This is a genomic window from Limnobacter litoralis, from assembly GCF_030160455.1.
Classification (GTDB): Bacteria; Pseudomonadota; Gammaproteobacteria; order Burkholderiales; family Burkholderiaceae_B; genus Limnobacter; species Limnobacter litoralis.
Window position 1 is genome coordinate 1 of the sequence record NZ_BSOJ01000006.1, and the last position, 23,010, is coordinate 23,010.

A 23,010-nucleotide genomic window follows, 5' to 3' on the forward strand; every position below is an offset into this window, starting at 1 on the left:
TGTCTCGGTAATATTGATGTCGCCCACCCCATCTCCGTAGGTGAAGCAAAACGCGGATTCGTTTTCCACATACTTGGCCACGCGCCTTAGGCGCCCGCCGGTCATCGAGTTGTCGCCCGTGTCGACCAAGGTGACGGTCCAAGGCTCAGCCCGCTTGTGGTGCACTTCCATGGTGTTACTTCGCATGTCGAAGGTAACGTCTGACATGTGCAGAAAATAGTTGGCAAAGTATTCTTTGATGACATAACCCTTGTAGCCACAGCAAATGATGAAATCATTAATGCCATGGTGTGAGTACATCTTCAAGATGTGCCACAAGATGGGCTTGCCGCCAATTTCAACCATCGGCTTGGGGCGTACCGAAGTTTCTTCGCTTAGGCGTGTACCCAATCCACCCGCCAAAATAATAGCTTTCATCCTTATTTCCCGGTTTTTTTAGATTCATTTGAGCTGACAAACGCATCGGAGTAAAAACGCCCCATGTCAAACGATTTTTCAGCAAGCAGGCTAGCGACTGTGTTGATCATGTTCATTGAACCGCAGGCGTAAATGGCCACTTCGTCCAACGGAATTTGAGTTGAAAAAAAAGCGTCTTGCACATAGCCAGTGAGACCATGCCAGTTCTTGTCTGGCTTTGATAAAACATTGTTCCAGGACACACCCTCAATCTGATTGTCTAGCTGCAGAGAATAAATATCTTGGAACGACCTGTTACCCCAATAAACGTGCACGTGGGGTTTCTGAGATTGCGGCTCGCAAGACTTGAACAAGCCCTGAAGCAGTGCCTGCACCGGGGCTATTCCGGTACCTGTTGCTAAAAATACAAGATGTTTTATGTTCGTGTCGCGAAGAAAAAAAGTGCCCAAAGGCGCCTCAACACGCAGCAAATCACCCATTTTGGCTTTTTCGAACCAATACTGACTCAGTACACCGTCAGACACTTTTTTGATTTGAAAAAACATCTTACCGTCATCACGCGGTGCGTTGGCAATTGAATAAGAACGCCTTTCTCCGCCAGGAATAATGATGTTGACGTACTGCCCCGCCAAGTATTTAATTTTTAAAGCGGGCGGGAAACGCAAAGCCACTTGCATGACCTCTGGTGAGAGAGGTTCAATCGAGTCTATTTTTGCGGGGTGCGTGGCTGATCTAATCCCGTTTAACTGCGGCAGATCTTCTACATTTAGAGTCAGATTGCTGCTTGCCAATCTGCAGCAGGTCAGGATATAGCCGTCTTCCAACTCTGCATCACTAAGCGCCACTTCGGGCTGACTGACTCGAGTTTCCCCTTGCAAAACGAGAACTTTGCACACACCGCAGCGGCCCGTTTTACAGCTGTGGTTAAGTACAACTTCCTTAGCCAGTGCGGCATCCAGAATTGTGGCTTCACTAGAAGCCTCGAATTTGGTTTGGTTTTTTAAGCAGATAACGTGCATTGTCATAGTCGATTCAATTTCCACTGCAGTATACCGGATGCTTGCATGGCAGTTTTTTGCGAGTGAGCCTTTAGACCAGCCCCACTAGAGAGAAATTTTCCTTAGCTTGAACAACATAGCGTAGGGCACTGCAATTAGAAACAGGTAGCAGACCACGTTTGCTAACATCAAGCCGTTCAATCCATAGCGATTGATCAGTACGAATTTGAACGGCATCACACAGACAGCGAATAAGCCAGAAACAATGACCTGATAACGAACGACCCCGATGCCATTAAGCATCGTACCCAGGCTGTTACCGACAATTTCAATCAATGCCCAAACCGCAAAAATAGCGAAGAACAGTGGATCAGGAGACAAATGGGATTTACTGATAAATTTCAAAATGACGGGGCTTGCTACGTATATGACGCCAACAATCAGGCCACCCAAAATCAGCGAAGTCATAAAGCTTCTTGAAAATAACTGTCGAACATACACCCGGTTGTTTTTAACGTGTGCATCGGCATAAGCAGCCCACAACGAAGAATTAACGATAGAGAAAGGTTGTGTAGCGAGTTGGTACATGCGCTGCGCCACCGCATACATGGTGACACTTCCGACCCCCAGAGTAGACGCAATAACAAGGGAATCGGCCCCCCAGCCTACAATGACCGCAATTTGAAGAATAAAAAACAAACCGCCTACTGACAGCACATCGCGCCAATGGAGAATGACCTGCTTTGGTAGGCCCTTGAACTGAAAAAGACCCCTCTTCCATAACAACAAAAAATAGACAAATCCCGAGGAAACAGGAGCACCTAAGGTGATGGACAATAACCAGGCGATGCCAAGATGATTGATGGAGGCCATGTAGAGCAAAGCCAGTCCAAACACTGAAATTACCAAACTCAAAAAACCGAATTGGTGTGCCTGTTGCATACCCGTAGCAGCTTTGCCCACCGCATTTGCAAACAATTGCAGTGCAAACAGGGTATAAAAAATACGAAAAGCCGAAGTCAATTCGATCAAATTTTCAGGATCTTTGACTTTTAAAATTGAAGCCCAAGGCAAAATCGGATGTATCAAATTCAATAGGATCCACATTACGATCGCCAACAAAGCCACGACCCCGAGCCCGCCGCTTAGAGCACTGGCTGTAGATTGCTTGCCTTCATGTCTATGCTTTGCCAGATGATTCACCAAGGCATTGCCTGCACCCAAGTCAAGGACCGACAACAATGCAGCCATGCTGAGAAGTGTCATCCATCCGCCAAACCGCTCGGAACCAAGGTAGGGAAGAGTCCAGGATATACCCGCCAATACGGTTAGCATGGCCATCGCCTTGTTCATGGCGCTAGCTATCATCGTGACGAGAGCAATGCGATTTCTTTCCATATCGAGGCCAACAGGCGTCGATATGTCGAATGGCTTAAGCCTGAGATACAGCTTAAGCCTTAATAGAATACTGATCGCCATGGTCTGGGTAGTGCCTTGTTCATTTTACTGAGTGTCAGAAACTGCTGTAGTTGACCGTCTCTCATATGGCCAATCACTCTTGCGATCTTTTCACTCATATTCATAGAGGGGTTAAATTTCCCTCCCAATATTGCGGCAAGCTGCGCTCGCATTTTATCGGCGTTTGCACCACTCAAGGAATCTGGACGTTGACGAAATCCTGCATATGCGACAGAAGAGGAGACACGGCCAATTGCTCCAGATGAGAAGAGAAACCGAAGTAATTGGTACTCAAATGCAAGGCCGAATTGAGGATCAAAGCCACCGAACTGACGCCAAGTGGTCGCTCTAAAAAATAGGGCCCCAGTAAAAACATTTGAATACCCTTGATACGCAAACGGAGAACGAGTCACCCAAGGCAGCAAATATCTGGAAACTGAACCCTCTTCTGTGAGGGTGGCACATAGACCGAGCAGGAAATCCGTGGAGCCTTCAGAGACAAACTCATGAACCGCCGATTTAATAGCATCAGCACTGAGATACACATCATCGGAGTTCAGCCAACAGTAGATGTCACCAGACGCAAATGAAAAACCTTTGTTAAGAGCATCGGGTAAACCTTTATCGGACTGCGAGACAATCTTCAGGCGGACGTCAGATACACCTTTAAATATCTCCAGGGTCGAATCTGTCGACCCTCCGTCGCATACCAAAAGCTCGAAATTGGGGTAGGTTTGATTGAATACACTTTCCAGGGCATCAGTAAGATAGCGCTCGGCATTCCAGGCCGGCATAACAATCGAAATTTTTGGTTGAATCATCATCTGCCATTAACCATAACTTGCAGTTTCTTGGCTGCCCTGAACAGAATATCAAACCGTCGAATCAGCAATTTTGAATACGTCAACCAGTTAACACGGATTGCCTTCTCTGCAATGGACTTAGACAGAATGGTGTCTTCAACTACCGGTAATCGACTGATAGACTCCGTGCAGGTAAACGGGAGCGCCCGCATTCTGGTCACATATTCTGGTGGTCGGCTGGATGTGTGTGTGGCGTCTTTTCCAAACCCCAAATTTACGACCAAACTTTCGCGGGGAATAACCGTTAGCGCATCGTTGATCCAATGCGCATAGACCCACTGATGATCCCATGTTCCAATCTTGCCGGTGTAGACCAGATCGTATACGAGTCTCCAAAATAACCTTCCAAGCCCCTTCAAATTCATAAACTCAGATTTTGGATTTACCCTTTGAACAGGCCAATTTGCGATCTTCTCGTCGTAAGCGTGCCAAGCTCTTCTCCAGGACGCCCAACCCCAAACACACATGTAACGAGAAAAGGCGTATTCACCATTCATTTGATACCAAGGTCGAACCAAGTTACATCCTGAAATCGACATCACCTTTTCGTCTTGTTCATAACGATCAAGCATCAGGTCACAAAAATCAAAAAATGCTGGTATCGGCAAAACATCGTCTTCCAGCACGATGCCCCGCTCCTCTTGCTCGAAAAACCAGGTAATGCCAGATGAAACGCCGAGACGGCAGCCCAGATTATTGTCTAGGAAGCGGGTATGCAGTTCACAGGGCCAGTCAATTTGATTAAAAATAGCGCGGGTTTGCTGTGTCAAGGCGACATCAGTGGAATTGCCTGACCTTGGGCCATCAGCAGACACATAAAGCCTTGAAGGTTGAGCCTTTCGAACCTGTTCAAACACCTTTTGAGTCAGATGAGGCCTGTTGAAGACCAGCATTAAAATCGGGTTTTCTGTTGTCAATTAAATATCTCGAGAATATTCGATAATGATCTGCTATCAACGCCTTGAGGCGTCAGCCTGGGGACAGGATGGCCAAGAATTCCTCATTTGCTGAAGTCATCCGCATTTTTCGCTGGTTGGCTGCATTAACATTCACTCAAGATTCAATCTATCGAAGGCGGACGAAGCCGCAGTGAACTCTCAACAGGTAATAAGCCTCCCAAGAATGCTGAAACAAGGCATCGTGATGTCTATCGATATCACAATGAGCCTGGTTGCTACATGGCTCGCCTTCAGCATCCGCATCGACGGCTTCCACAGCCCATCAGGCAACGAATGGATTCCGTACTGGTTTGGTCCACTGTTGGCATTGCCAATATTCATCCATTACGGCTTGTACCGGGCAATATTTCGGTACACCGATCTTGCTGCCATCAAGCAAATCGTTAAGGGCACTGCGGTTTACGCCGTAGTATACACGGTGCTTCTGGTCGTGTTTCACATCAATCCTCTACCCCGGTCTTTGGGTCTGACCCAACCGCTCATTCTGTGCGCGTTCATCATCAGTTCAAGACTGTTCGCCCGTTTCTGGCTGCTCTCGGGTGCCATCGATCCTCGTTTGCGCATACTGCGACGCAGATTGCTGATCGCGGGGTCGGGGCAATCTGCAGTGCAATTGTCCAGCGCCTTGCAAAATTCACCTGAATACGTTCAGCTCGGTTTTGTCAGTGACGATCAAACCTTGTTGGGTCGGAACATGATGGGGCACCGCGTATTCGGCGTAAATCAATTGAAATCGATCATTCAGAACTACGAAGTGTCCGATCTGGTTCTGGCACTTGAAACCGGGCAAGAACAAACCCGGAAGGACATCATCTCGCAATGCGAGGGTTTGCCGGTGCACATTCAAACGGCAAGCCTTACCCTTGGCGGGCAGCATGCCTCCATCAAAGAGTTGGACATTGACGACCTGTTGGGCCGGGAGCACGTGCCGCCCAACGTCGAACTTCTGAACAAGCGCAACCACAACAAGGTGGTGCTGGTGACGGGTGCAGGGGGCAGCATCGGATCGGAATTGTGTCGGCAAGTGCTGGCAGCACGCCCCATCAAACTGATTTTGCTTGAGAACAATGAATACGCTTTGTACGCCATTCATCATGAATTGAGCCAGATGGTAGCCTCATTCTATCCGGGTGTGGTGCTTACCCCGGTGTTGGGCGATGTACGCGATGAGAATCGCCTTCGCGAGGTATTCAGCCACACCCAGCCTGAAACGATTTATCACGCGGCGGCTTACAAACACGTTCCGTTGGTTGAACTGAACCCGTTTGAAGGGGTGAGGAACAACTTTGTGGGAACACGTTGCTGTGCGAAGGTGGCAGCCGAAGTTGGCGTATCCGACTTTGTGCTGATCAGCACCGACAAGGCCGTGCGCCCAACGAATATTATGGGGGCCAGTAAACGCTTGGCCGAACTGGCTTTGCAGGCCTTGGCCCACAAGCCGGGCATGACCACGCGATTCAGCATGGTGCGTTTTGGCAATGTACTGGGGTCTAGCGGGTCGGTGGTGCCCCTGTTCAGAGACCAGATTGCCAAACGGGGGCCCGTCACCATTACTCACGCAGAAGTCACTCGGTATTTCATGACCATTCCCGAGGCAGCGCAACTGGTAATTCAGGCGGGCGCCATGGCGGAGGGTGGGGAAGTTTTCGTGTTGGACATGGGTGAGCCGATTCGTATCATTGATTTGGCCAAACGCATGATCAAACTGGCCGGCTACTCGGTCAAAGACGAACAAACGCCCAATGGCGACATCGAGATCAAGATAACTGGGCTGAGGCCGGGCGAAAAGCTGTATGAAGAGCTGTTGATTGGAAACAACCCGAAACCCACGGAGCACCCCAGAATCATGAAAGCCAACGAAAGCTGGCTGGATGATGAAAGCGTGGAGTTGGAAACCGCGCGCTTCAAGCAAATCATGAGCGAAAGAGATATTCCTGCCCTGAAGACTTTATTACTCAAGCTGGTTGACGGTTATCAACCAGAGCAGGAGTCGTTTGATGTGCTAACGGACAATGGCCAGAAAAGTCCTGAACACGATTTGAAGATCAAGCCATAGGCTTTGACGTTGAACATACTGGACACAGTACGCAAGCTTTGCTGGCATCACTTCGTGAATATAGGTGTGTTCAGGGTTGTCGCTTTGAGCCAGCAATTCACTTTCACTTCGATATTCAATCGAGGCCAAATCGGTTATTCCGGGCCTTACGGACAGCACAATCGACCGAACATCCGCAGGATACATAGCGACATAACGAGGCACCTCGGGCCGGGGGCCTACGATGCTCATGGCACCACGCAACACATCGATCAGCTGCGGCAACTCATCCAGCTTGTAATGCCGCAGAAAATGACCGGATCTGGTAATTCGGGCGTCTCCGCCGACAGTAATCTGCAGACTGGAGGTGGCCTGCAGTTGCGTCATGGTTCTGAACTTGTGAATCCTGAAGTGTTTGCCATTGCGCCCCACCCTTTCTTGGCGGAAAAAAACGGGCCCTGGCGAATCGAACTTGACCCAAAGCGCAATAAGCACCAGAAGCGGAGACAGCAACAGCAACCCGCTTGCACTGGCAATGACATCAAAAGCACGCTTAAGCACCTGACAGGGCCTTTTTAATCGCGTTCACTACCCGCTCTGCATCGATGTCAGTCATTTTTGAGTAGAGCGGGATAGACACCATGCGCTCGTAGGCATGCTGGCTAACGGGAAAGTGTTCAGCGCGCAAATTGTAGGTGTCGCGCCAATAGGGTTGGAGGTGCAATGGAATGTAATGCACACTGCAGCCAATGCCCTGTGCGTAGAGCTGATCCACAAAGGTGTCGCGGTCAATCGGGCAATTGTCCGCCAGGCGGAGCACATACAAATGCCAGGAATGAAGTGCATCTGCATCGGCAACCTGAGGCAAAACAACCGGCAAATTGGCCAACTCACGGTGGTAGTACTGCGCAATCGCCTGACGGCGCTTTTGAAATCCGGCGGCTTTTTGAAGCTGATGAATGCCGATGGCTGAGGCAATGTCGGTCAGGTTGTACTTAAAGCCAGGTGCCACCACCTCGTAATACCAGCTTGGCGCTTTGGATGTAAACCGGTCAAAAACATCTCGATTAATGCCGTGCAGGCGCATGGTTTTAACACGCTTGATCAGGTCCGGATTACGCGAGACCAGCATCCCCCCCTCACCTGTGGTCATGGTTTTGTTGGCATAGAAGCTGAACACCGTGGCGTCTGTGCCCAGATTACCGATCCACTGGCCATCATGAAGGCTGGTGGGAAGTGCATGTGCGGCGTCTTCAACCACCTTTAAGCCATGCGTTTTCGCGATTTGCATGATTTCATGCATGGGCGCAGCCAGACCCGCAAAGTGCACTGGCATGATCATCCGCGTTTTGGGCGTGATGGCCTTTTCCACCAAAACAGGGTTCAGGTTCAAACTATCGGGCAGCACGTCGACAAACACGGGGTCGGCCCCCATGTAACGAACGACTTCAGCGGTTGCGGTAAACGTGTGCGTCGGTACGATCACCTCGTCCCCAGGCCCAATACCCAAAGCCTCAAGCGCAAGGTGAAGACCTGCAGTGGCTGAATTCACAGCGATTGCGCTGACTGGTTCCTGGTCAGTATTCAGTTGATTGGCAAGCATGGCCTCAAAATCAGTTTCGAACTGCCGTGTCTTTGGACCGGTCGTGAGCCAGCCAGATCGAAGGCACTGCGCGACTTCCTGAACTTCTTCCTCACCGATTTCAGGCAGGGCAAAGGGTAAAAATGGCAGTTCACTCATGATTAAAGCTCTATCAAATATCGGTTGAGTATACGTTGCGGTGGTCGTTTGCAAGCCCCAGCCAGTCGAAAGCCGCAACGCTGATAAAAGGCATTGGCCTTGTCATTGTCTGATTGATCGGTGGTGAGATAGACCGCTGGAAGGCCCTTCTCTTTGCAAACGTTTAGAAAAGATTTGACCAGCTGATTACCGAGCCCAGCCCCTTGAAGTTGGGGTAAAACACCCAAGCTGCTTAACAACGCAGCGTTGGGAAGTTCGGGCAGTGTTTCACCCCGGTAAAACAATGCAGACCAAAGCTTTTGAATGACGAGCGAAGGACTCATCAACAAAGGAAAAAATGCCGCCGCCAAATAACGTATCCAATGCTTGCGCAATTGATCTCGAAAAAAAGTGGCAGGCGCAGTCGTACCGGCTACAAACCCCACCGCCTCATCTGGACTGGCAACTCGACAAGCCACCAGAAAGACACCCGTGGGATCATTCAGAAACCCCCGATAAAGCACTCGCAAAAACGCAGGCCCCATGCGAGTCAGAAAAAAACCTTTGAATGCACTTTGATGAACAGACACCACGGCGGGAATATCCATCGGCTGGGCTGCACGAATAAAAAATCCGGAAGTCATGGCGCAATCTCTGATGAGTCAAGAAATTGATTGAAAAATTGACTGTATTGCTTGCAAACCACTTGTCGGCTGAAATGGCCTTCCAGATAGAGACGCCCCTGCTGACCGGCAACACTGGCCTCAGAAGGGTTGTCGAGGTAAGACTCCAAAGCTTGCCACAACTGCAGTTCGTCACCCGCTGAAACCACCTTCCCACAATTTGAGACACGAACCAGACGCGCTGTTTCGCTGTCGGCATCAACACTGGCAACCACGGGTTTGCCTGCCGCCATGTAACCAAGCACTTTGCTAGGCACTGAAAAGAGTCCTTTGCCCGGCAGCAAAGTCACCATAGACACAGTGGCTGAGTTTTGCAGCTCTGCAAGCATAGCCCTGGGCTGAAAAGGCAAAAATCGAACTTGATTCAATCCCTCGGCCTTGGCTTGTTCCAGCAGCTGCGGCAAAACCGGCCCTTCACCCACAATTAACCAGAAAACGTCTGACCGCTGGCGGGCAAGCCGCGCAGCACGCAGGGTTACCACAGCGCCCGACACATGGCCCAAAGTACCTGCATACAACACGACTTTTGCGTCTGCAGGAATATGCGCCGTAGCCAACAAAGTGCCTGCTGGTTTGGCAGGTTTGATTTCATCGACATCAATCCAGTTCGGAATGATGGCTACGCTGCCCCGCGCGCCTCGGCTACGGACATGGGCATCGAATCCCTTACAAATCACGGAGAGCGCGTCTGAATTCCGGTAAGCGAAGCGCTCAATACCCAGCAACATGCGTTTGACCACAGTGTTCTTGATCAATCCCAGTTCGATCATGACATCGGGGTGAAGGTCCTGAACATTGAAGATCACCTTGAAGCCACGTATTTTCGACAGCAAAACCAGTGTGAAACCCAAGGGAAGCGGCTGAAGTACTGCAAAGACGACAGTGGGCCGCTTGCAAAACAAGAGGTAAATCGTTGTTCTTGCTACAAAACTCAGAAAATTAAGAGCACGCGTCAGAAAACTTCGCTTCGGTGAAGTGAACAGCCAAAGCCGTGTGACGGGAATGCCGAAGAGGGTTTCTCGAAGCAGCCAGCGCTTCTTGTAAGGTGGTATGACCACTCCACCAGGGTGATTTGGAAACCCGGTGACCACTTCCACCTGTCGCCCCTGATTCTGCATGTATTGCGCCAGCTCACTCAGCATGTGCCCGATAGGTGCATGCTCAGGTGGAAACCATTGAGTCAGGATGAGCAGGTCAGGGCCGTTCATGCGCTTTTTCAGAGCTTGCGTTTGCACGGAAGGCCAGCGCTGCTGTGGCAATGATGAACAACAAGCCCTCGGCAAAATCGAAGTGAAAAGAATTCAAAAGATTCAACAAGGCATAGCTGGCCACCAGACAGGTGAGTACCAGCGGTGCTGGGCCCTCTGATCGGCAAAGCAAAGCCCAGAGCACTGTGAAATAGAGAAAAAGTGCCAGCAAACCACCCTGCACAGTGAATAACAAGTACTGATTGTGTGGGTTGTTGAATATGAAAAAATGATCAGCCATGGCGTACGGCGTAATTGCCAATTCAAATCCCCCTAAACCGTGACCAAACAGGGGGGCGTGCTCAATGGCACGAATCGAATAGGACCAAAAAATAAGACGGCGACCCATGCTGGTGTCTTGCGCGACACTGAGCCCATCATGCCATTGCTGAACCTCATGCAAAGCCGTGGCAACCCGTTCGTGGACAAACGGCGAAAACGCAACAATTGCAAGAGCCCCCAAAGCCAGTGCCAAAGCGACGACACCGCCCTTTTTCAAACCCAGCTTACGAAGCGCAACAACTGCAGGGATGCATGCAATTGCGAGCCAACCAGAGCGACCCTCTACCATGAACAGAAAGTTGTAAAGAGAGATCGTCAGACCGGATAGTGCCAAGAACCGGACTGGGGCGGACCAACATGACCAACGCTCGAACAGGCGCCAAACCACATAAGGTGCAGCCAATGCAATGAAGAAGTTGTGGGTAATGTGCAGCTTAAAATACACCGGAGAGGTGGCGTCTGCAGGCCAAGGCAAAAGCCCGACTGCAACAGCATAGCTGGCCAGCACACTGACCAAAACACCGAGCGCAAATGCATCCAGAATTTTCCAGCGATCAGAATCTTGTTGAACGGCGGTCGCCAAGACTGGAATCAGCATCAGTCTGAGGTATTTGACCAAATAAAGGTTCGCCGATTGCCAACTGCTGTCAGGCAGCAGTGTGGAAGCCATCAACCAGGCCACCAGCGCCAGAATGGAATACCCCACAGGGCTAAACAGGCAACTGGCAATTGCTTTTCGGTAAGCTTCCTGCCCCAACACCAACACCACAGCCACCAGCAAAAACAAATTAACCGGCGCGGGCTTGATCGGCAAAAAAAAGGCGGACAGCGCCAGCCAGAATGCAGGTCGCCTAAGCAGGTCTGCCTTCACACCCAACCCCAATTCTTCCAGTGCATTTTCAGAAACGCATACGTCACCGGTGCGGTAATCAACCCGGGCAGACCAAACGCGGTTTCGCCCAAAATAATGGCGATCAGCATTTCAGGCACGCTGGCGCTGACCTTGCGGCCAATGATGTAGCCGTTCACGAAGTACTCAAGCTTGTGAATAACAAACAGATACACCAGCGAACCGGCCGCCACCATGGGGCCGAATTTGATGCTGAGTATCAAAATCAGGGTGTTGGACATGATGTTGCCAGCCGCAGGAATCAGGCTGGCCACCGCTGTGAACATCAACAGCAGCTCGCGAAAAGGCAGCACGATGTTAAACGCCGGCATGATGGCAAACAAAAACACAGCGGTGCAGAAGGTGTTCCACAGACTGACGTAGACCTGCGCGCCCATCAGCAGGGTGAAGCATTCCACGTAGTGCTCAAGCGCGCCCAGCCAGGCGGCTGAAAGGGGCTTGCGCTCACCTTGCGACTTCAGCAAGGCGGCCGAGGTGCCCAGAATAAGCGCGAACACCAGTTGCACCGCCACAAAAAAGCTGGCCCCGCCAAAGTTCTTCAAATACCCCGTAAAGTCGCCCGAACTGGCCTTGATCATGCGAAAAAAATCGGCGGGGTTGCCCGGCACTTGCTGCCGCACGGTGTCGGGCAGGCTGCCCGTAATCGAGTTCAGGTTGGCAATGGCCTCGTCGATCAACTGCGGGCCTTGCGACACAATGGTGCGAATCGTGAATTTGACGCCTGAGGTCAAACCCAGACCAATCAAAACCAGAGTGGCCGCCACAATGACGGACGTCAATACGGTGGGCATCCAGGCCAGCATTCGCTGAACCGTCGGGCTGCGCAGGTGGCGCCCCTTGGCCAGGCACAGGGCGGTGATCCAGCGCAGCGTAAACCGCGTTAGCGAATACACGGCCAAGCCCGCAATCAGCCCGGCACCCAGTTTGGCTGACATCATGAACGCCCACACCAGCAGCAACGCTGCCACGGAGGCGTATTCCCAATGCATGGGCGAGGGTGACTGGCGGTTTTGTGTGGTCATAGCTTCGGATTCTATCCCGAAATGCCACCTAAAGTGCCCGGCCACCCCTGCGATAGAAGCGCAACAACGCGAACAAACCCATTAGCCCCAGCGGTGCCAAACCACCGCCGCCGCCACCCCCGCCAGAACCACCGGAGGACGCGCCATCCGCAGTACTCACTGTGGTAGCGGAACCGCTGCTTTGCGCCGGTTGAGTGACCACCGGGGCAGACTGGCCAGAGGGGGTGAAGTTGCGTTCATCAACGCCTGCCGACAGCACCCGAACGGTAGACTCGCCCACCTGGTTGCCATTGGAATCAGTCACTTGCAATTGGTATTCGGCCAGGTTGTTGGTCAATCCCGCCGTGACTTGAAGAATGGGTGACACGGTGCCAACCAGCGTGGTCGGGTTGCCGTAGACCTGGGTCCATTGGTAGGTCAGGCCAGTGTTTGATCCGCTTGCGGAGCTTGAAATGCCGGCATCCAGTGTGGTGCTGTCGCCCGACACCACGCGCGATTGCGGCACATTCGCCACAGGCAACCCCGCCAATGCACGGGCCTGGTTAAGCGCCTGCAAGGGGTTGACGATGCCCGCGCCACAGCTGTTGCTGCCGCAGGAGCAACCACCAACTCCAAACAGGTTGCCAGCCGAGCAGCTTGCCCCCGAGGGATAAGGCAAGGCGGATGTTTTCAACACGTTGATGATTTGATCGACCGACAGGCTTGGGGCGGCCGATTCAATCAAAGTAACCACGGCAGACAACATGGGCGCTGCAAAACTGGTGCCGGCAAACAAGGCTGCGCCGTTTTTCGTGGGGTCTGGTGCGCCGTTGTGGCCGCCGCCCAGAATGCCGGGGTTGTAGGCCGCCACAAACTGCCCCTTGGCGTCACCGGGGGCCATCAGCGTCAAGGCGTTGGTTGTTGTGCCTTGCGCGCTGTAGCTGGCCAAAGCACCATTGCTTTGCACGGCGCCAGCGGCAATCACACCCGGGCAAGACGCTGGAAATTCCACCGGCCCGCCGTTGTTGTTGCCCGCGGCAATGACCACAGCCACTCCGCGCGCGCGGGCGTCACTGATGGCAAGGCGCACGGCAGCTGTTCCCGCGTCTGTGCAATTGGACCCCAGCGTGGCGCTGGTTGCAAAACTCAGATTGATCACATTGGCCGGGTTGGGGTTCACGCCAATGGCTGGGTCCACCCGACCCGAACCCGTGGCCCAATACATGCCATCCACAATGTCGGACGTGGTGGCGGTGCCGCAACGGCCCGAAATACGCACCGGCAGTACCTTGGCATTCCAGTCCATCCCGGCCAGAAATGCGCTGTTGTTGGCTTGGGCCACGGCAACCGAGGCCACCGCCGTGCCGTGAAATGAACTGGTGGTGCTGCCATCTGAACACACAAAGCCAGGAGGTGGCGCATCGCCCGGGTCGGAGGCATCGGGGTCTCTGCCATTGCCGTCGTTCGAGCCAGACGCCGCAACAGGCGCGGTTTCAGGGGTGCCGGTGGGAGGCGTGACCTGACTGACGAAGTCGTAACCGCGCAAGAGGCGGCCGCGCAATTCGGGGTGATCAAACAGCACGCCCGTGTCCAGCACGGCGATGATCTTGCTGGCACTGCCACGGGTCTGCTCCCAAACGGCAGGCATGTTCATGCCGGCATAGGTGCCGTTGCCCATGTAATCGGCTTGATTGCTGCCGTACAAGGGGTCATCGGGTGGGGCAATGGCCACGGGCTTGAATTCAATGTCTGGGCTGGCAAAACCCACACCTGGAATGGCGTTTAGCAGGGCCGACACCGCAGGCTGGGTTGCCAGCGTAGACAGCACCGGCAAACTGTCCAGCTGGACAAGCCAACTGTTGGGTTGCAACAAGGGCCGCACAACGCGGACAGGCACTCCCAAACGCTGAGTGGCGGCGCCCAGCACCTGTTGCACATTGGCCGCTGCGGGTATGTGAATGATCCACCGAGTGGACACTGGCGCTGCGAATGACGATTGCACTACTGAGAAAAACAAACACAGGGCAAAGACGAGACGTCGCACGGATTCTCCCGATCGGCAGATGGATGGTTTGTAGGTATTACTCGTATTGGCCCGCTGTGGATTCAAGGTCGGCCAGAAAATGGGCCTTGCCCGCCCCCGTGGCGCATGGCACACTCGTGCTGTGTTGCAGCATAGGGGCACGGCAATGGCACGCACGTTCAAATGGGTTTTACTGGTGTGGTGTTTGTGGTTTGGGTTGGCGCAGGCCAAAAGCAGTAATGAGGCAGACCAGGCCGCCACCCGGGCAGTGATTCAGGCCCAGCTGGACGCTTTTGCGCAGCACGACGCTGAAAAGGCTTATTCGTATGCCTCTGACGACATCAAGGCCATGTTTCAAAATGCCGTCATCTTTGTCACCATGGTAGAGCGCAACTACCCAGTGGTGTACCACCCGGCGTCGGTGCAGTTCTTGGCGTTCAGCCTGCAGGGCGATGTTGCGCGACACACCCTTCAAATGACCGATCAGGATCAGACCCTGTGGAATGTATACTACGTGCTGACCCGCAATGACAAAGGCCAGTGGAAAATTTCAAGCTGCCAGATTGAAAAAGTACAGGGCGAACTTATTTAAGATTCATGGACACCACGCTGAACCAACCCACTTGCCAGATCACACTGACGGATGCCGCTCAAGAACGCATTCTCGATTTGCGCGACAACATGCACAAACCCGCCATGATTCGCCTGTATGTGCAGGGTGGCGGTTGCTCGGGGTTTGAATACCGGATCGAGATGGTGCGTGAGGTCAGCGACGACGACATTGTGATTGAGGTGAACCCTTACATCACGCTGTATGTTGACCCCTTTAGCGCACCTTACCTGGAGGGCACCACGGTGGACTATGAACAGCACACCCTGAGTGCGCGCTTTGTGTTCAACAACCCCCAGGCCACTTCCACCTGCGGCTGCGGATCGTCGTTTTCGATTGAATAAACCAGCCTGACTTACAGAATTCCGGCGTTTTTGAAGAACTGCTCGATGCTGATGGCGCCGGGCGACTGCTCGGCCTCATTGCTGGAATTCGCGTACAGCTGAATTTCAAGCGCAGCCAGCACATTGAACAGGCGGCTGACACTGATTGAACCAGGGTTCTTTTCAAGTGCGGACACGGTGCGCTGGTCGATGCCCAGCTTGTCGCCCAGTTGCTTTTGGGTCAGGCCAAGTTCACGCCGCCGTAGGCGGATCAGACCGGTCAGGTCGCGAAGGTCAATTTTTTTGAGCGTCATTGTAGGTACATCTCGTTGTACTGCGCATCATTACATCATCACAAATATTACGCAACAATAGGACTCGTTCTGCTTGACATCCTCCCCGCCCTCAGCCTGCGGCTGCCGCTTTTGCGGTAAGGACGGGGATTCCTGCTACCAGAGGGCAATGTCCTGCCCCGGCCAAGAATTGAGCTTCGCCACGCTTGGCTATGTTGATAGCTGCGTTGACGTCACGATCATGATCTGCACCACAGACCATGCAATTCCAATGCCTTATTCCAAGACCTGCTCTACCCTTCGGACTACTGGGGCTTATGCAGCCACAGCACGAGCAGGTCTGGGTGGTGTACGCTTCATTGACTTCTTCAAACACTATGTTTGCCCAACGGCACTTGTATTCCAACATGGTTTTGAGCAACCCCCAGCCTGCATCCGAACTGGACTTGGCCAGTTTGGTTTTGCGCATGGCTGGAGAAGATACGTTGCCAACAAAGATTGCTCCACTTTGTTTGACCAAAGCAGAACTGAACTTATGATGATCGTCCTGTCGGCGATTCGCTATTTTGGCGTGAATGGATTTCACGCGAGCTTTGTTTCTGGCACGCTGCGCAACCCCGAGCTTCTTTTCCAGTTCTTGGTACCGGCGGCCAATCACTTTGTTGCCATTGCTGGCGGTTGCGGCCGCCTTGCAGCCCAGATCAACACCGATCAGTTCTGTGCCTGATTCGATTTTGGATTTTACTTTCACCGTGACATTGAAATACCACCGACCACGGGCATCCTCAGAAAACGAACCGGTGCCCAGTTCATAGCGGGCCAATCCATAGGAGTCCCAAAGGGAGATGAACCTGCCACAGTATTTGATTTGACCGTTGTGGTACTTAATCGCGCTGGATTTAATGGGAATCCACCCCAGGCTTCTGCGAGACCCTCCTGATTTCCTCCATCGCAACTTGGCCTTGCGAAATTGCTTTCTTCGAAGCACATATTCTTCATTGATCGCCTGAACCGTTTGACTGTGCAGAGACAGTCCTTCTTTGGTTGCACCGCAGGTGTATTGAGCCAGATCGTATGCGGAGCAGAACCGGTGTTCGCGTCGCAAGATCTGTTGGCTCAGGTCATTGACGAAATTCCAGCACAAGTTCACCTCTTTACTTTGCGCAAGCAGAAACGACGCATGCTTGTCTTTGATGCGTAGCTTGAGCGTTTTGGTGAAATACTGTTTATCCATACAGTACATCATACAAGAATTCAGGATTCAAAGGAGAAAAATACCCAATTACCTTGCGCCTTATATCCCCACCCTGAAGGACGGGGTTTTACGGCGCATCGGATAAAAAGTGTTCAATCAGCGCTTGCGCACTGCGATGGTGGGGCAAACTGACGTGATTGCTGCCTTTGACGGTGGCCACAAGGGGTTTGACGACAAAATTGGCGAGCAAACGGGCCGTTGAATCGTGAGGCACCACCTCGTCTTGCTCGGCCAGCAACACGAAAGTGGGGCTGTGAATTTGATCCACTTTGTCGGCACTTTTGAACTGGCTGCGCAGCAGCAGAGAGACCGGGGCCAAAGGCACCCGGGCCTTGGCCAGATTGACCAAACTGTCGTAAGGCGTCAACAACACCAGCTTGTGAACGGGCTGACTGGCAGCCAGCTGAACGGCCACACCGGTGCCCAGGCTGCGCCCGATCACCGAGATTTGACCCTTTTTGCACCAAGGCTGATTGCTGACCCAGTTGTAAATGGCGTGCGCATCGGCCACAAGACGTTTTTCATCCGGGCGACCGCCCGATTGGCCGTACCCCCGGTAGTTGAAAAACACCAAAGGCAAATCGCCGAAACCGTCCATCTCGGAGATCAGCCAACGCACGTCTTCACTGCGGCCACCGAAATAAATGGCGCAACCTTGGTTTCCACCTTGAAAGCCAGCTGGCAGGCGCACCCACCCTTCCAGTTCGATGCCCTTGCCAACCGGCAAGCGCACGGGCGTGATTTCCGGGTGCGGAGTTGACGCAAGGGTTTGACCCGTTTCAGAGCACTTGGGGCTGAAGATGTGTTTGGTCTGGCTGAGGTACAAATACGCCCAGTACGCCGCAAACCCCATGGAAGCGGAGTAAGCCACTTTGGGCATCCATTTTTGACGTTGTGGCGAAATGTACTTTTGCATGATGTGACAGCCGGGTGACAGGTCTTGATACTGAGTGTCATTTTACGGTAGCACTGCTGAAACAATGCACCAAAAAGACCAAACAAGCCTATTCAAATCAGGTATTTACAAACTTTTACATTGTGACAAATATTAGACAGTTCATTTAGCAGGGCGAACCTAAAACCAAAGTGAGTACTAAACAGTATTACTGGGTGACACACAGACGTTTACAGGTTCATTGCATGACACTCGCACGCACTTTTAGTACATTCAAATTCGCCACCCTTGGTGTTGTTCTGGCCTTAACGCTTGCAGCCTGTAACTCGGGCAGCAACGACACGGCCAATGCGGCAGGTGGCACGGTGACTGCCTCTCAAACAGGCAATGGCAGTGCCATTACCCCGTCGCAAGCGGCCCAAAACACCACTGAGCCGATGAAAAACATCGGCCATGTGTTTGTGATCGTGTTGGAGAACAAGAATTTCAGCCAGACTTTTGGCGCGAACAGCCCCGCCCCCTACCTGGCCAAAGACCTGGTCAGCATGGGCGCATTTGTGCCGAATTATTATGGTGTGGCCCACAACAGCAACCCCAATTACCTGGCGATGATCAGTGGCCAAGGCCCAAATATCCAAACCCAGGCCGATTGCCAGATTTACTCAGACTTTATTGGCAACCCGACCGCCGTGGACCCCAATGGCCAGGCCTTGGGCCAGGGCTGTGTCTACCCCAGCTTCGTGAAAACCGTGGCCAATCAGCTACAAGACAAAGGCTTGAACTGGAAGGGCTACATGGAAGACATGGGCAAAGACCCCACCCGTGAGGCTGCCACCTGCGGGCACCCAGCCATCAACAGCCGTGACAACACCCAGAGCGCCACGGCCACCGACCAGTACGCCACACGCCACAACCCCTTTGTGTACTTTCACAGCATTATTGATGACCAGGCCAATTGCGACCAGCGCGTGGTGGCGCTGGACAAACTGGAAGGCGACCTGGCCAGTGCCAGCACCACGGCCAACTACAACATGATTGTGCCCAACCTGTGCAACGACGGGCATGACACGGGCTGCGCCAATGGCGACGCCGGCGGCCTGGTGTCGATCAATGACTTTCTGAAGCGCGTGGTGCCGATGATCCTGAATTCACCGGCTTACATGCAAGATGGCCTGTTGATTGTGACGTTCGATGAGGCCGAACTGCAAAGCACACCCACAGCCCCCAGCGCCAGCACATTCACGACCATTGCCAGCGACCTGCAGAATCAGGATTTGCAGGGTGCGCTGAATCAGCTTCCCATTCTGGACAAGGCGGGTGCCTGTTGCGCAAGCACACCCAATGTGTCGCTGAACAGCCCCCTGCCCGGTATTGTGGGCTTTGGTGGCGGGCAGGTGGGTGCCGTCATGCTGAGCCCCTTCATCAAACCGGGCACGGTCAGCAATGTGGCCTACAACCACTACGCCATGTTGAAAAGCATTGAAAACGGCTTCGGGCTGGATTACCTGGGCTTTGCCGCTCAGCCTGGATTGGTGACTTTTGGTGTGGATGTGTTTACCAATTTGAATCCTCCAGAGTCAAAACCGTGAAGCGTCTGTCACGCGACTCCAGCAACTACCTACACGTTGAGATTACCGGGAATCTCTGTGAGCTACCCCTACTACCCAGTGTTTTTGGCTTTTATTGCAAACTCTTTCAAACGCAATTCACGTGCCAACTGGTCATTTTGTGTTTTCAATTTCTCCAAAGTCTCAACTTGCTCCGTCACATCTCGCGCGGTTGCAAATACTTTGCCCCTTTCAGCCACCCTGGCCTTCCATTCCAGCCACAGGTAATTGCCATTTTTACATTGACATCGATTGCGGAAGCATTGGACGCCTACCCCATCTTCCAGCTTCCGGATCTCCTGCCTTGATTTCTCCACGTCATCTGGGTGCACAAAACCAAGCAATGGCTGTGAAATCAGTTCCCTTTCGGACCATCCAAGGGTTCTCACGAAAACGGGATTGACTTGTCTGAGAAAACCCGAATTGTCTGCAATACAAATCAAATCGGGAGATATGTGAAAAAACCCGTTTCTGTCGAAATGACTGCCGGAATCAGGCGTGATCGGTTTGATGACGAGGAACTGGTGGCGGCCCTCTACGCTGAGGTTACCCACACTGACTCGCACCATGAGGTCTTCTTCGTCATATCGCTTAAGTGTCAGAACCAATTCATTTTGCTGGTAATACTCGTCACTTTGGGCCCGGAATTCAAGTAATGCGTCATGGTCCCCCGGGGCAAACCACTGAAGCACTTTTGTGCCGATGACGCGTTGTTCACCGCCGTTGGGATTTAAGCCCAGTAAACGCAAGCCCCTCGGATTCACAAACTCAATGGTGTCTTCGTTGAGTAGTGCAATCGCATTCGGTGTGCGCTCCACAATGCTTCTGAACAGGCGTTCGTCATCGGCAACTTTTGCATGATGCCTTTCAACATCCGAGACCTCACGAAACACCAGAACGCCACCTCTCAACCAGCGGCTTTTTTCAAGAAGCGGTGCTGCCACGTAACTGACCAGATGTCGAGAACCCGAGCGCGAAACAATCCACACTGGTGCCTCGTCTTTCACGATTTCCTTGTGGCTTAGGGCTTCAGTCAGCGGAAAAAGGGGCTCCCGAGAACTGTCCCTTGACATGTAGCCCTGAATACAGAAAATCGCGCTTGATCTTTCACCAATGGATTGGGATTGACTCCAACCCGTCAGTGACTCTGCAACGGGGTTCATTTTGACGACATTGCCGATCTCGTCTGTGATGATTACGGCTTCCCCGAGGATTTGTAACGTGACGCTGAGGTTTTCTTCTTGCTGTTTCAGTGCAGCCTCGGTCAGCAACTGTTGACTCAATCGTTCTTCGAGTTCAATAGTTCTGGCCTGGACTGTCCTTAAAACCGACACGGTTCGGCCCAGGCCGCCAAGCACTGTTACCACAACACCCAATGAGATGAGAATCGATAAAAAACGATACAGCACAAGAATGTCGCTCGATTGCACCAGTTGTGCAGATGCAGTCGATGTCAACTGAAGCTGCCAGGTCTGCCCACCAAACTGAATGGTTTTATCTAGCCCCGATCCGGCGGCTGGGAATTGACCGGCCGCCAACAGTTGAACCGGACGATCTGGCACCGTCAGGTTGGTGATGGCTACTGAAAAATTGTGGGCTTTGGCGGCCTGGACAATCGGCGCCAGCAACACATCGGTATCCAGCAGGGCTACCACGTACCCCCGCAGTCGGGAATTGGTTTGACCGTATGGCCACTCGGCGCTGTCGTAATCCGGCGACTTGAAAACCGGGGCCACGGCTATCAAAGCGCGTCTTTGTGTTCGTCTGGCTTTGTCAATTGGCGCAATGAGTATTTGATCATCGGCGGCCGCTTTATTCATGATCGAACGGCGAGCAGGATCAGAGTAATGATCCATTCCAAGCCCAGTCGTTTCGGCGTGGTTTGAAACACTGTAGTAAACAGGATAGGCTACCTCGTCGGGATCAGCAGGCACCGCCTGGTCCCGATAGGTATAAACCGAGTAGTTTTTGAATGATCGGGCTCGCACGTCTCGGGTGTATGCGGCCAAATTCCTTTGGGTAACCTGTGGGGCCCAATCGAGCGAAATGACTGCCTGGTAATTGGCTACAAAACGGGCGAACTGATTGAACTCGATCTCTGACACATCTTTGCTTGCATAGATGTAATATCGCATGGCATCTATGGCATTCAGCGAAGAAGGGATGGATTCAAATTTTTCGCTGGCCAGTTGGTCCATTGCTAAAAGCTGATTGCGCTGGATGCGCGAGGATTCCAGCCGGACCAAGGAGTAAGCACCAAGCGCCAACAACAGAACCAAAGCGCCGAGGACGACCAGCGCGCGGTTGGTGTCCTGACGACCTGCAAGCTTGATATGGGCGCTTCGATTCAAGATAAGTACTATCGGAGAGAAAAGCAAAACGCCCTGCGCATTTGCAAGCCACCAGCTTGTAAAAAGAAACCAAACAGGTTGTGCGGTGTTGCCTAAAAGCAGCCTTTCTCCAACCGCACAGATTGCAGCAGGTACGATGCTGGCACAAAGACCTACTTTGACCAACCAGACCAGGATATCCTGATCTGTCCTTTTGTTAAGTCGCTTCAAAAAACTCCGGCTGAGCCACTTTCCCAGCAAACCCAGGACCACCATCGACGTGAGCAGCAACATTCCGAAAAACAACCCATGCAACGAGGGCATTACCATCAGGGGGGCCAGCAGAACCCCAGCGAGCAGGGCCCCCCAGGCCGGTCGACCCAAAGAAACGCTCAGGCCAATGGCCACTGCAAATCCAGCAGGTGGCCAGATGTACACTACACCAGCGCTTGGTACAGCAAGCCACAGAGCGAGCACAGCAGGCAAAAACACCCCTGCCATGATCGTCAAAAACTTCAAAAAATTGTTATGCTGCACCTGAACCCTCTTTGTGACAATTCACACTTGTTTACGTTTCATGATAATTTATACCAGTCGAATGAGTCAGCAAATCAAAGGGATGAACAACAGCCTGTTTGCGCTTTTGGATATGGTTTACGGTCAACTTTATGTCACTTTATAATTTGATTTACGTGAGCACTGCCGCCGCCGATCTGAATCAGTTCGATCTCGCCGAAATTGCAATTCAGTCTTCTACCAACAACCAGAAAGTGGATGTGACCGGCATGCTTTTATATGCCAAAGGCTCTTTTATTCAGGTGCTGGAAGGGCCGCGGGATATGGTCTTGGAGAGATTTGCAATCATAGCCACGGACCCTCGACACGGTAATATTCAGCACATACTTGATGGCCCGCTGCATAAACGACACTTTTCAAACTGGTCCATGGGTTTTCGACACGTCCAGCCACCCGTGAACTGGCGTTCTGCCGAAAGCGATTATTTTTGGCTAACCCAAAAAGGGTTCGATGCAGCCCTCTTCCAGACCAAACCCGGCTTGGCGATGCAGTTATTGCTTGATTACTCCCGAAAATAGTTGGTGG

The 23,010-nt window shown here is 52.5% G+C and carries 21 protein-coding genes; 5 read left to right on the forward strand and 16 right to left on the reverse strand.

Features of this window, described 5'->3' with window-relative positions; translation table 11 throughout:
* The 5 genes from QQJ87_RS01415 to QQJ87_RS01435 all read right to left on the reverse strand — a co-directional run.
* The coding region (locus QQJ87_RS01415; protein ID WP_284279519.1) for a sugar phosphate nucleotidyltransferase at window positions 1–417 on the reverse strand (417 nt) is incomplete at its 3' end.
* A gap of 2 nt (window positions 418–419) precedes the next feature.
* Window positions 420–1,460 carry an FAD-binding oxidoreductase gene (locus QQJ87_RS01420; protein ID WP_284279520.1) on the reverse strand — a complete coding sequence of 347 codons (1,041 nt, stop codon included), beginning with the start codon at window positions 1,458–1,460 and terminating at the stop codon, window positions 420–422.
* Window positions 1,461–1,520: 60 nt separating this feature from the next.
* Window positions 1,521–2,894, reverse strand: coding sequence for an oligosaccharide flippase family protein (locus tag QQJ87_RS01425; protein ID WP_284279522.1), 1,374 nt, complete (start codon window positions 2,892–2,894; stop codon window positions 1,521–1,523).
* On the reverse strand, window positions 2,873–3,697 hold the full coding sequence (locus tag QQJ87_RS01430) for a glycosyltransferase (protein WP_284279523.1): 825 nt from the start codon (window positions 3,695–3,697) through the stop codon (window positions 2,873–2,875). Before QQJ87_RS01430 ends, QQJ87_RS01425 begins: the two co-directional genes overlap by 22 nt.
* Window positions 3,694–4,653: a hypothetical protein gene (locus QQJ87_RS01435; RefSeq protein ID WP_284279525.1), complete on the reverse strand. Its 960-nt coding sequence runs from the start codon at window positions 4,651–4,653 to the stop codon at window positions 3,694–3,696. The genes QQJ87_RS01430 and QQJ87_RS01435 overlap by 4 nt, the downstream gene beginning before the upstream one ends.
* A 226-nt stretch (window positions 4,654–4,879) precedes the next feature.
* Between QQJ87_RS01435 and QQJ87_RS01440 the strand changes: the two genes are divergently transcribed.
* Entirely contained in the window at window positions 4,880–6,751 is a 1,872-nt protein-coding gene (locus tag QQJ87_RS01440) for a polysaccharide biosynthesis protein (protein ID WP_284279526.1), read from the forward strand.
* On the opposite strand, the gene QQJ87_RS01445 is transcribed toward QQJ87_RS01440, so the two are convergent.
* Genes QQJ87_RS01445 through QQJ87_RS01475 form a run of 7 tightly spaced genes read right to left on the reverse strand, consistent with a single transcriptional unit; the run spans window position 6,698 to window position 14,617 of the window.
* Complete coding sequence (locus QQJ87_RS01445) at window positions 6,698–7,291, reverse strand: sugar transferase (protein WP_284279527.1); 594 nt, start codon at window positions 7,289–7,291, stop codon at window positions 6,698–6,700. The two genes, QQJ87_RS01440 and QQJ87_RS01445, sit on opposite strands and share 54 nt — an antisense overlap.
* On the reverse strand, window positions 7,284–8,471 hold the full coding sequence (locus QQJ87_RS01450; protein WP_284279528.1) for a DegT/DnrJ/EryC1/StrS family aminotransferase: 1,188 nt from the start codon (window positions 8,469–8,471) through the stop codon (window positions 7,284–7,286). Before QQJ87_RS01450 ends, QQJ87_RS01445 begins: the two co-directional genes overlap by 8 nt.
* A gap of 2 nt (window positions 8,472–8,473) precedes the next feature.
* Entirely contained in the window at window positions 8,474–9,094 is a 621-nt protein-coding gene (locus QQJ87_RS01455; protein ID WP_284279529.1) for a GNAT family N-acetyltransferase, read from the reverse strand.
* The gene (locus QQJ87_RS01460) at window positions 9,091–10,341 is read right to left on the reverse strand and encodes a glycosyltransferase family 4 protein (RefSeq protein WP_284279530.1); all 1,251 of its coding nucleotides are present in this window, start codon (window positions 10,339–10,341) and stop codon (window positions 9,091–9,093) included. The genes QQJ87_RS01455 and QQJ87_RS01460 overlap by 4 nt, the downstream gene beginning before the upstream one ends.
* Window positions 10,328–11,533 carry an O-antigen ligase family protein gene (locus tag QQJ87_RS01465; protein WP_284279531.1) on the reverse strand — a complete coding sequence of 402 codons (1,206 nt, stop codon included), beginning with the start codon at window positions 11,531–11,533 and terminating at the stop codon, window positions 10,328–10,330. Before QQJ87_RS01465 ends, QQJ87_RS01460 begins: the two co-directional genes overlap by 14 nt.
* Entirely contained in the window at window positions 11,530–12,594 is a 1,065-nt protein-coding gene (locus tag QQJ87_RS01470) for an AI-2E family transporter (RefSeq protein ID WP_284279532.1), read from the reverse strand. Before QQJ87_RS01470 ends, QQJ87_RS01465 begins: the two co-directional genes overlap by 4 nt.
* 28 nt (window positions 12,595–12,622) lie before the next feature.
* Window positions 12,623–14,617: a S8 family serine peptidase gene (locus tag QQJ87_RS01475; RefSeq protein ID WP_284279533.1), complete on the reverse strand. Its 1,995-nt coding sequence runs from the start codon at window positions 14,615–14,617 to the stop codon at window positions 12,623–12,625.
* Window positions 14,618–14,762: 145 nt separating this feature from the next.
* Between QQJ87_RS01475 and QQJ87_RS01480 the strand changes: the two genes are divergently transcribed.
* Both QQJ87_RS01480 and QQJ87_RS01485 read left to right on the forward strand, forming a co-directional pair.
* The gene (locus tag QQJ87_RS01480; protein WP_284279534.1) at window positions 14,763–15,188 is read left to right on the forward strand and encodes a DUF4864 domain-containing protein; all 426 of its coding nucleotides are present in this window, start codon (window positions 14,763–14,765) and stop codon (window positions 15,186–15,188) included.
* A gap of 5 nt (window positions 15,189–15,193) precedes the next feature.
* Window positions 15,194–15,550 (forward strand): HesB/IscA family protein, encoded by a 357-nt coding sequence (locus tag QQJ87_RS01485; RefSeq protein ID WP_284279535.1) that lies wholly within the window; start codon window positions 15,194–15,196, stop codon window positions 15,548–15,550.
* A gap of 11 nt (window positions 15,551–15,561) precedes the next feature.
* Here QQJ87_RS01485 and QQJ87_RS01490 read toward each other — a convergent pair whose 3' ends face one another.
* From QQJ87_RS01490 to QQJ87_RS01500, 3 genes are all read right to left on the reverse strand, one after another.
* Window positions 15,562–15,843 (reverse strand): helix-turn-helix domain-containing protein, encoded by a 282-nt coding sequence (locus QQJ87_RS01490; RefSeq protein WP_284279536.1) that lies wholly within the window; start codon window positions 15,841–15,843, stop codon window positions 15,562–15,564.
* Window positions 15,844–15,934: 91 nt separating this feature from the next.
* Window positions 15,935–17,056, reverse strand: coding sequence for an RNA-guided endonuclease InsQ/TnpB family protein (locus tag QQJ87_RS01495; protein ID WP_284279538.1), 1,122 nt, complete (start codon window positions 17,054–17,056; stop codon window positions 15,935–15,937).
* Window positions 17,057–17,144: 88 nt separating this feature from the next.
* Window positions 17,145–17,993 carry an alpha/beta hydrolase gene (locus QQJ87_RS01500; RefSeq protein WP_284279539.1) on the reverse strand — a complete coding sequence of 283 codons (849 nt, stop codon included), beginning with the start codon at window positions 17,991–17,993 and terminating at the stop codon, window positions 17,145–17,147.
* 224 nt (window positions 17,994–18,217) lie between these two features.
* Here QQJ87_RS01500 and QQJ87_RS01505 point away from each other — a divergent pair, with 224 nt between their 5' ends.
* Window positions 18,218–19,561, forward strand: a complete 1,344-nt coding sequence (locus QQJ87_RS01505; protein ID WP_284279540.1) for an alkaline phosphatase family protein — start codon at window positions 18,218–18,220, stop codon at window positions 19,559–19,561.
* A 71-nt stretch (window positions 19,562–19,632) separates the two neighbouring features.
* Here QQJ87_RS01505 and QQJ87_RS01510 read toward each other — a convergent pair whose 3' ends face one another.
* On the reverse strand, window positions 19,633–21,930 hold the full coding sequence (locus QQJ87_RS01510; protein ID WP_284279541.1) for a PAS domain S-box protein: 2,298 nt from the start codon (window positions 21,928–21,930) through the stop codon (window positions 19,633–19,635).
* 647 nt (window positions 21,931–22,577) lie between these two features.
* Between QQJ87_RS01510 and QQJ87_RS01515 the strand changes: the two genes are divergently transcribed.
* Window positions 22,578–23,003 (forward strand): BLUF domain-containing protein, encoded by a 426-nt coding sequence (locus QQJ87_RS01515; protein WP_284279542.1) that lies wholly within the window; start codon window positions 22,578–22,580, stop codon window positions 23,001–23,003.
* Window positions 23,004–23,010: the final 7 nt, after the last annotated feature.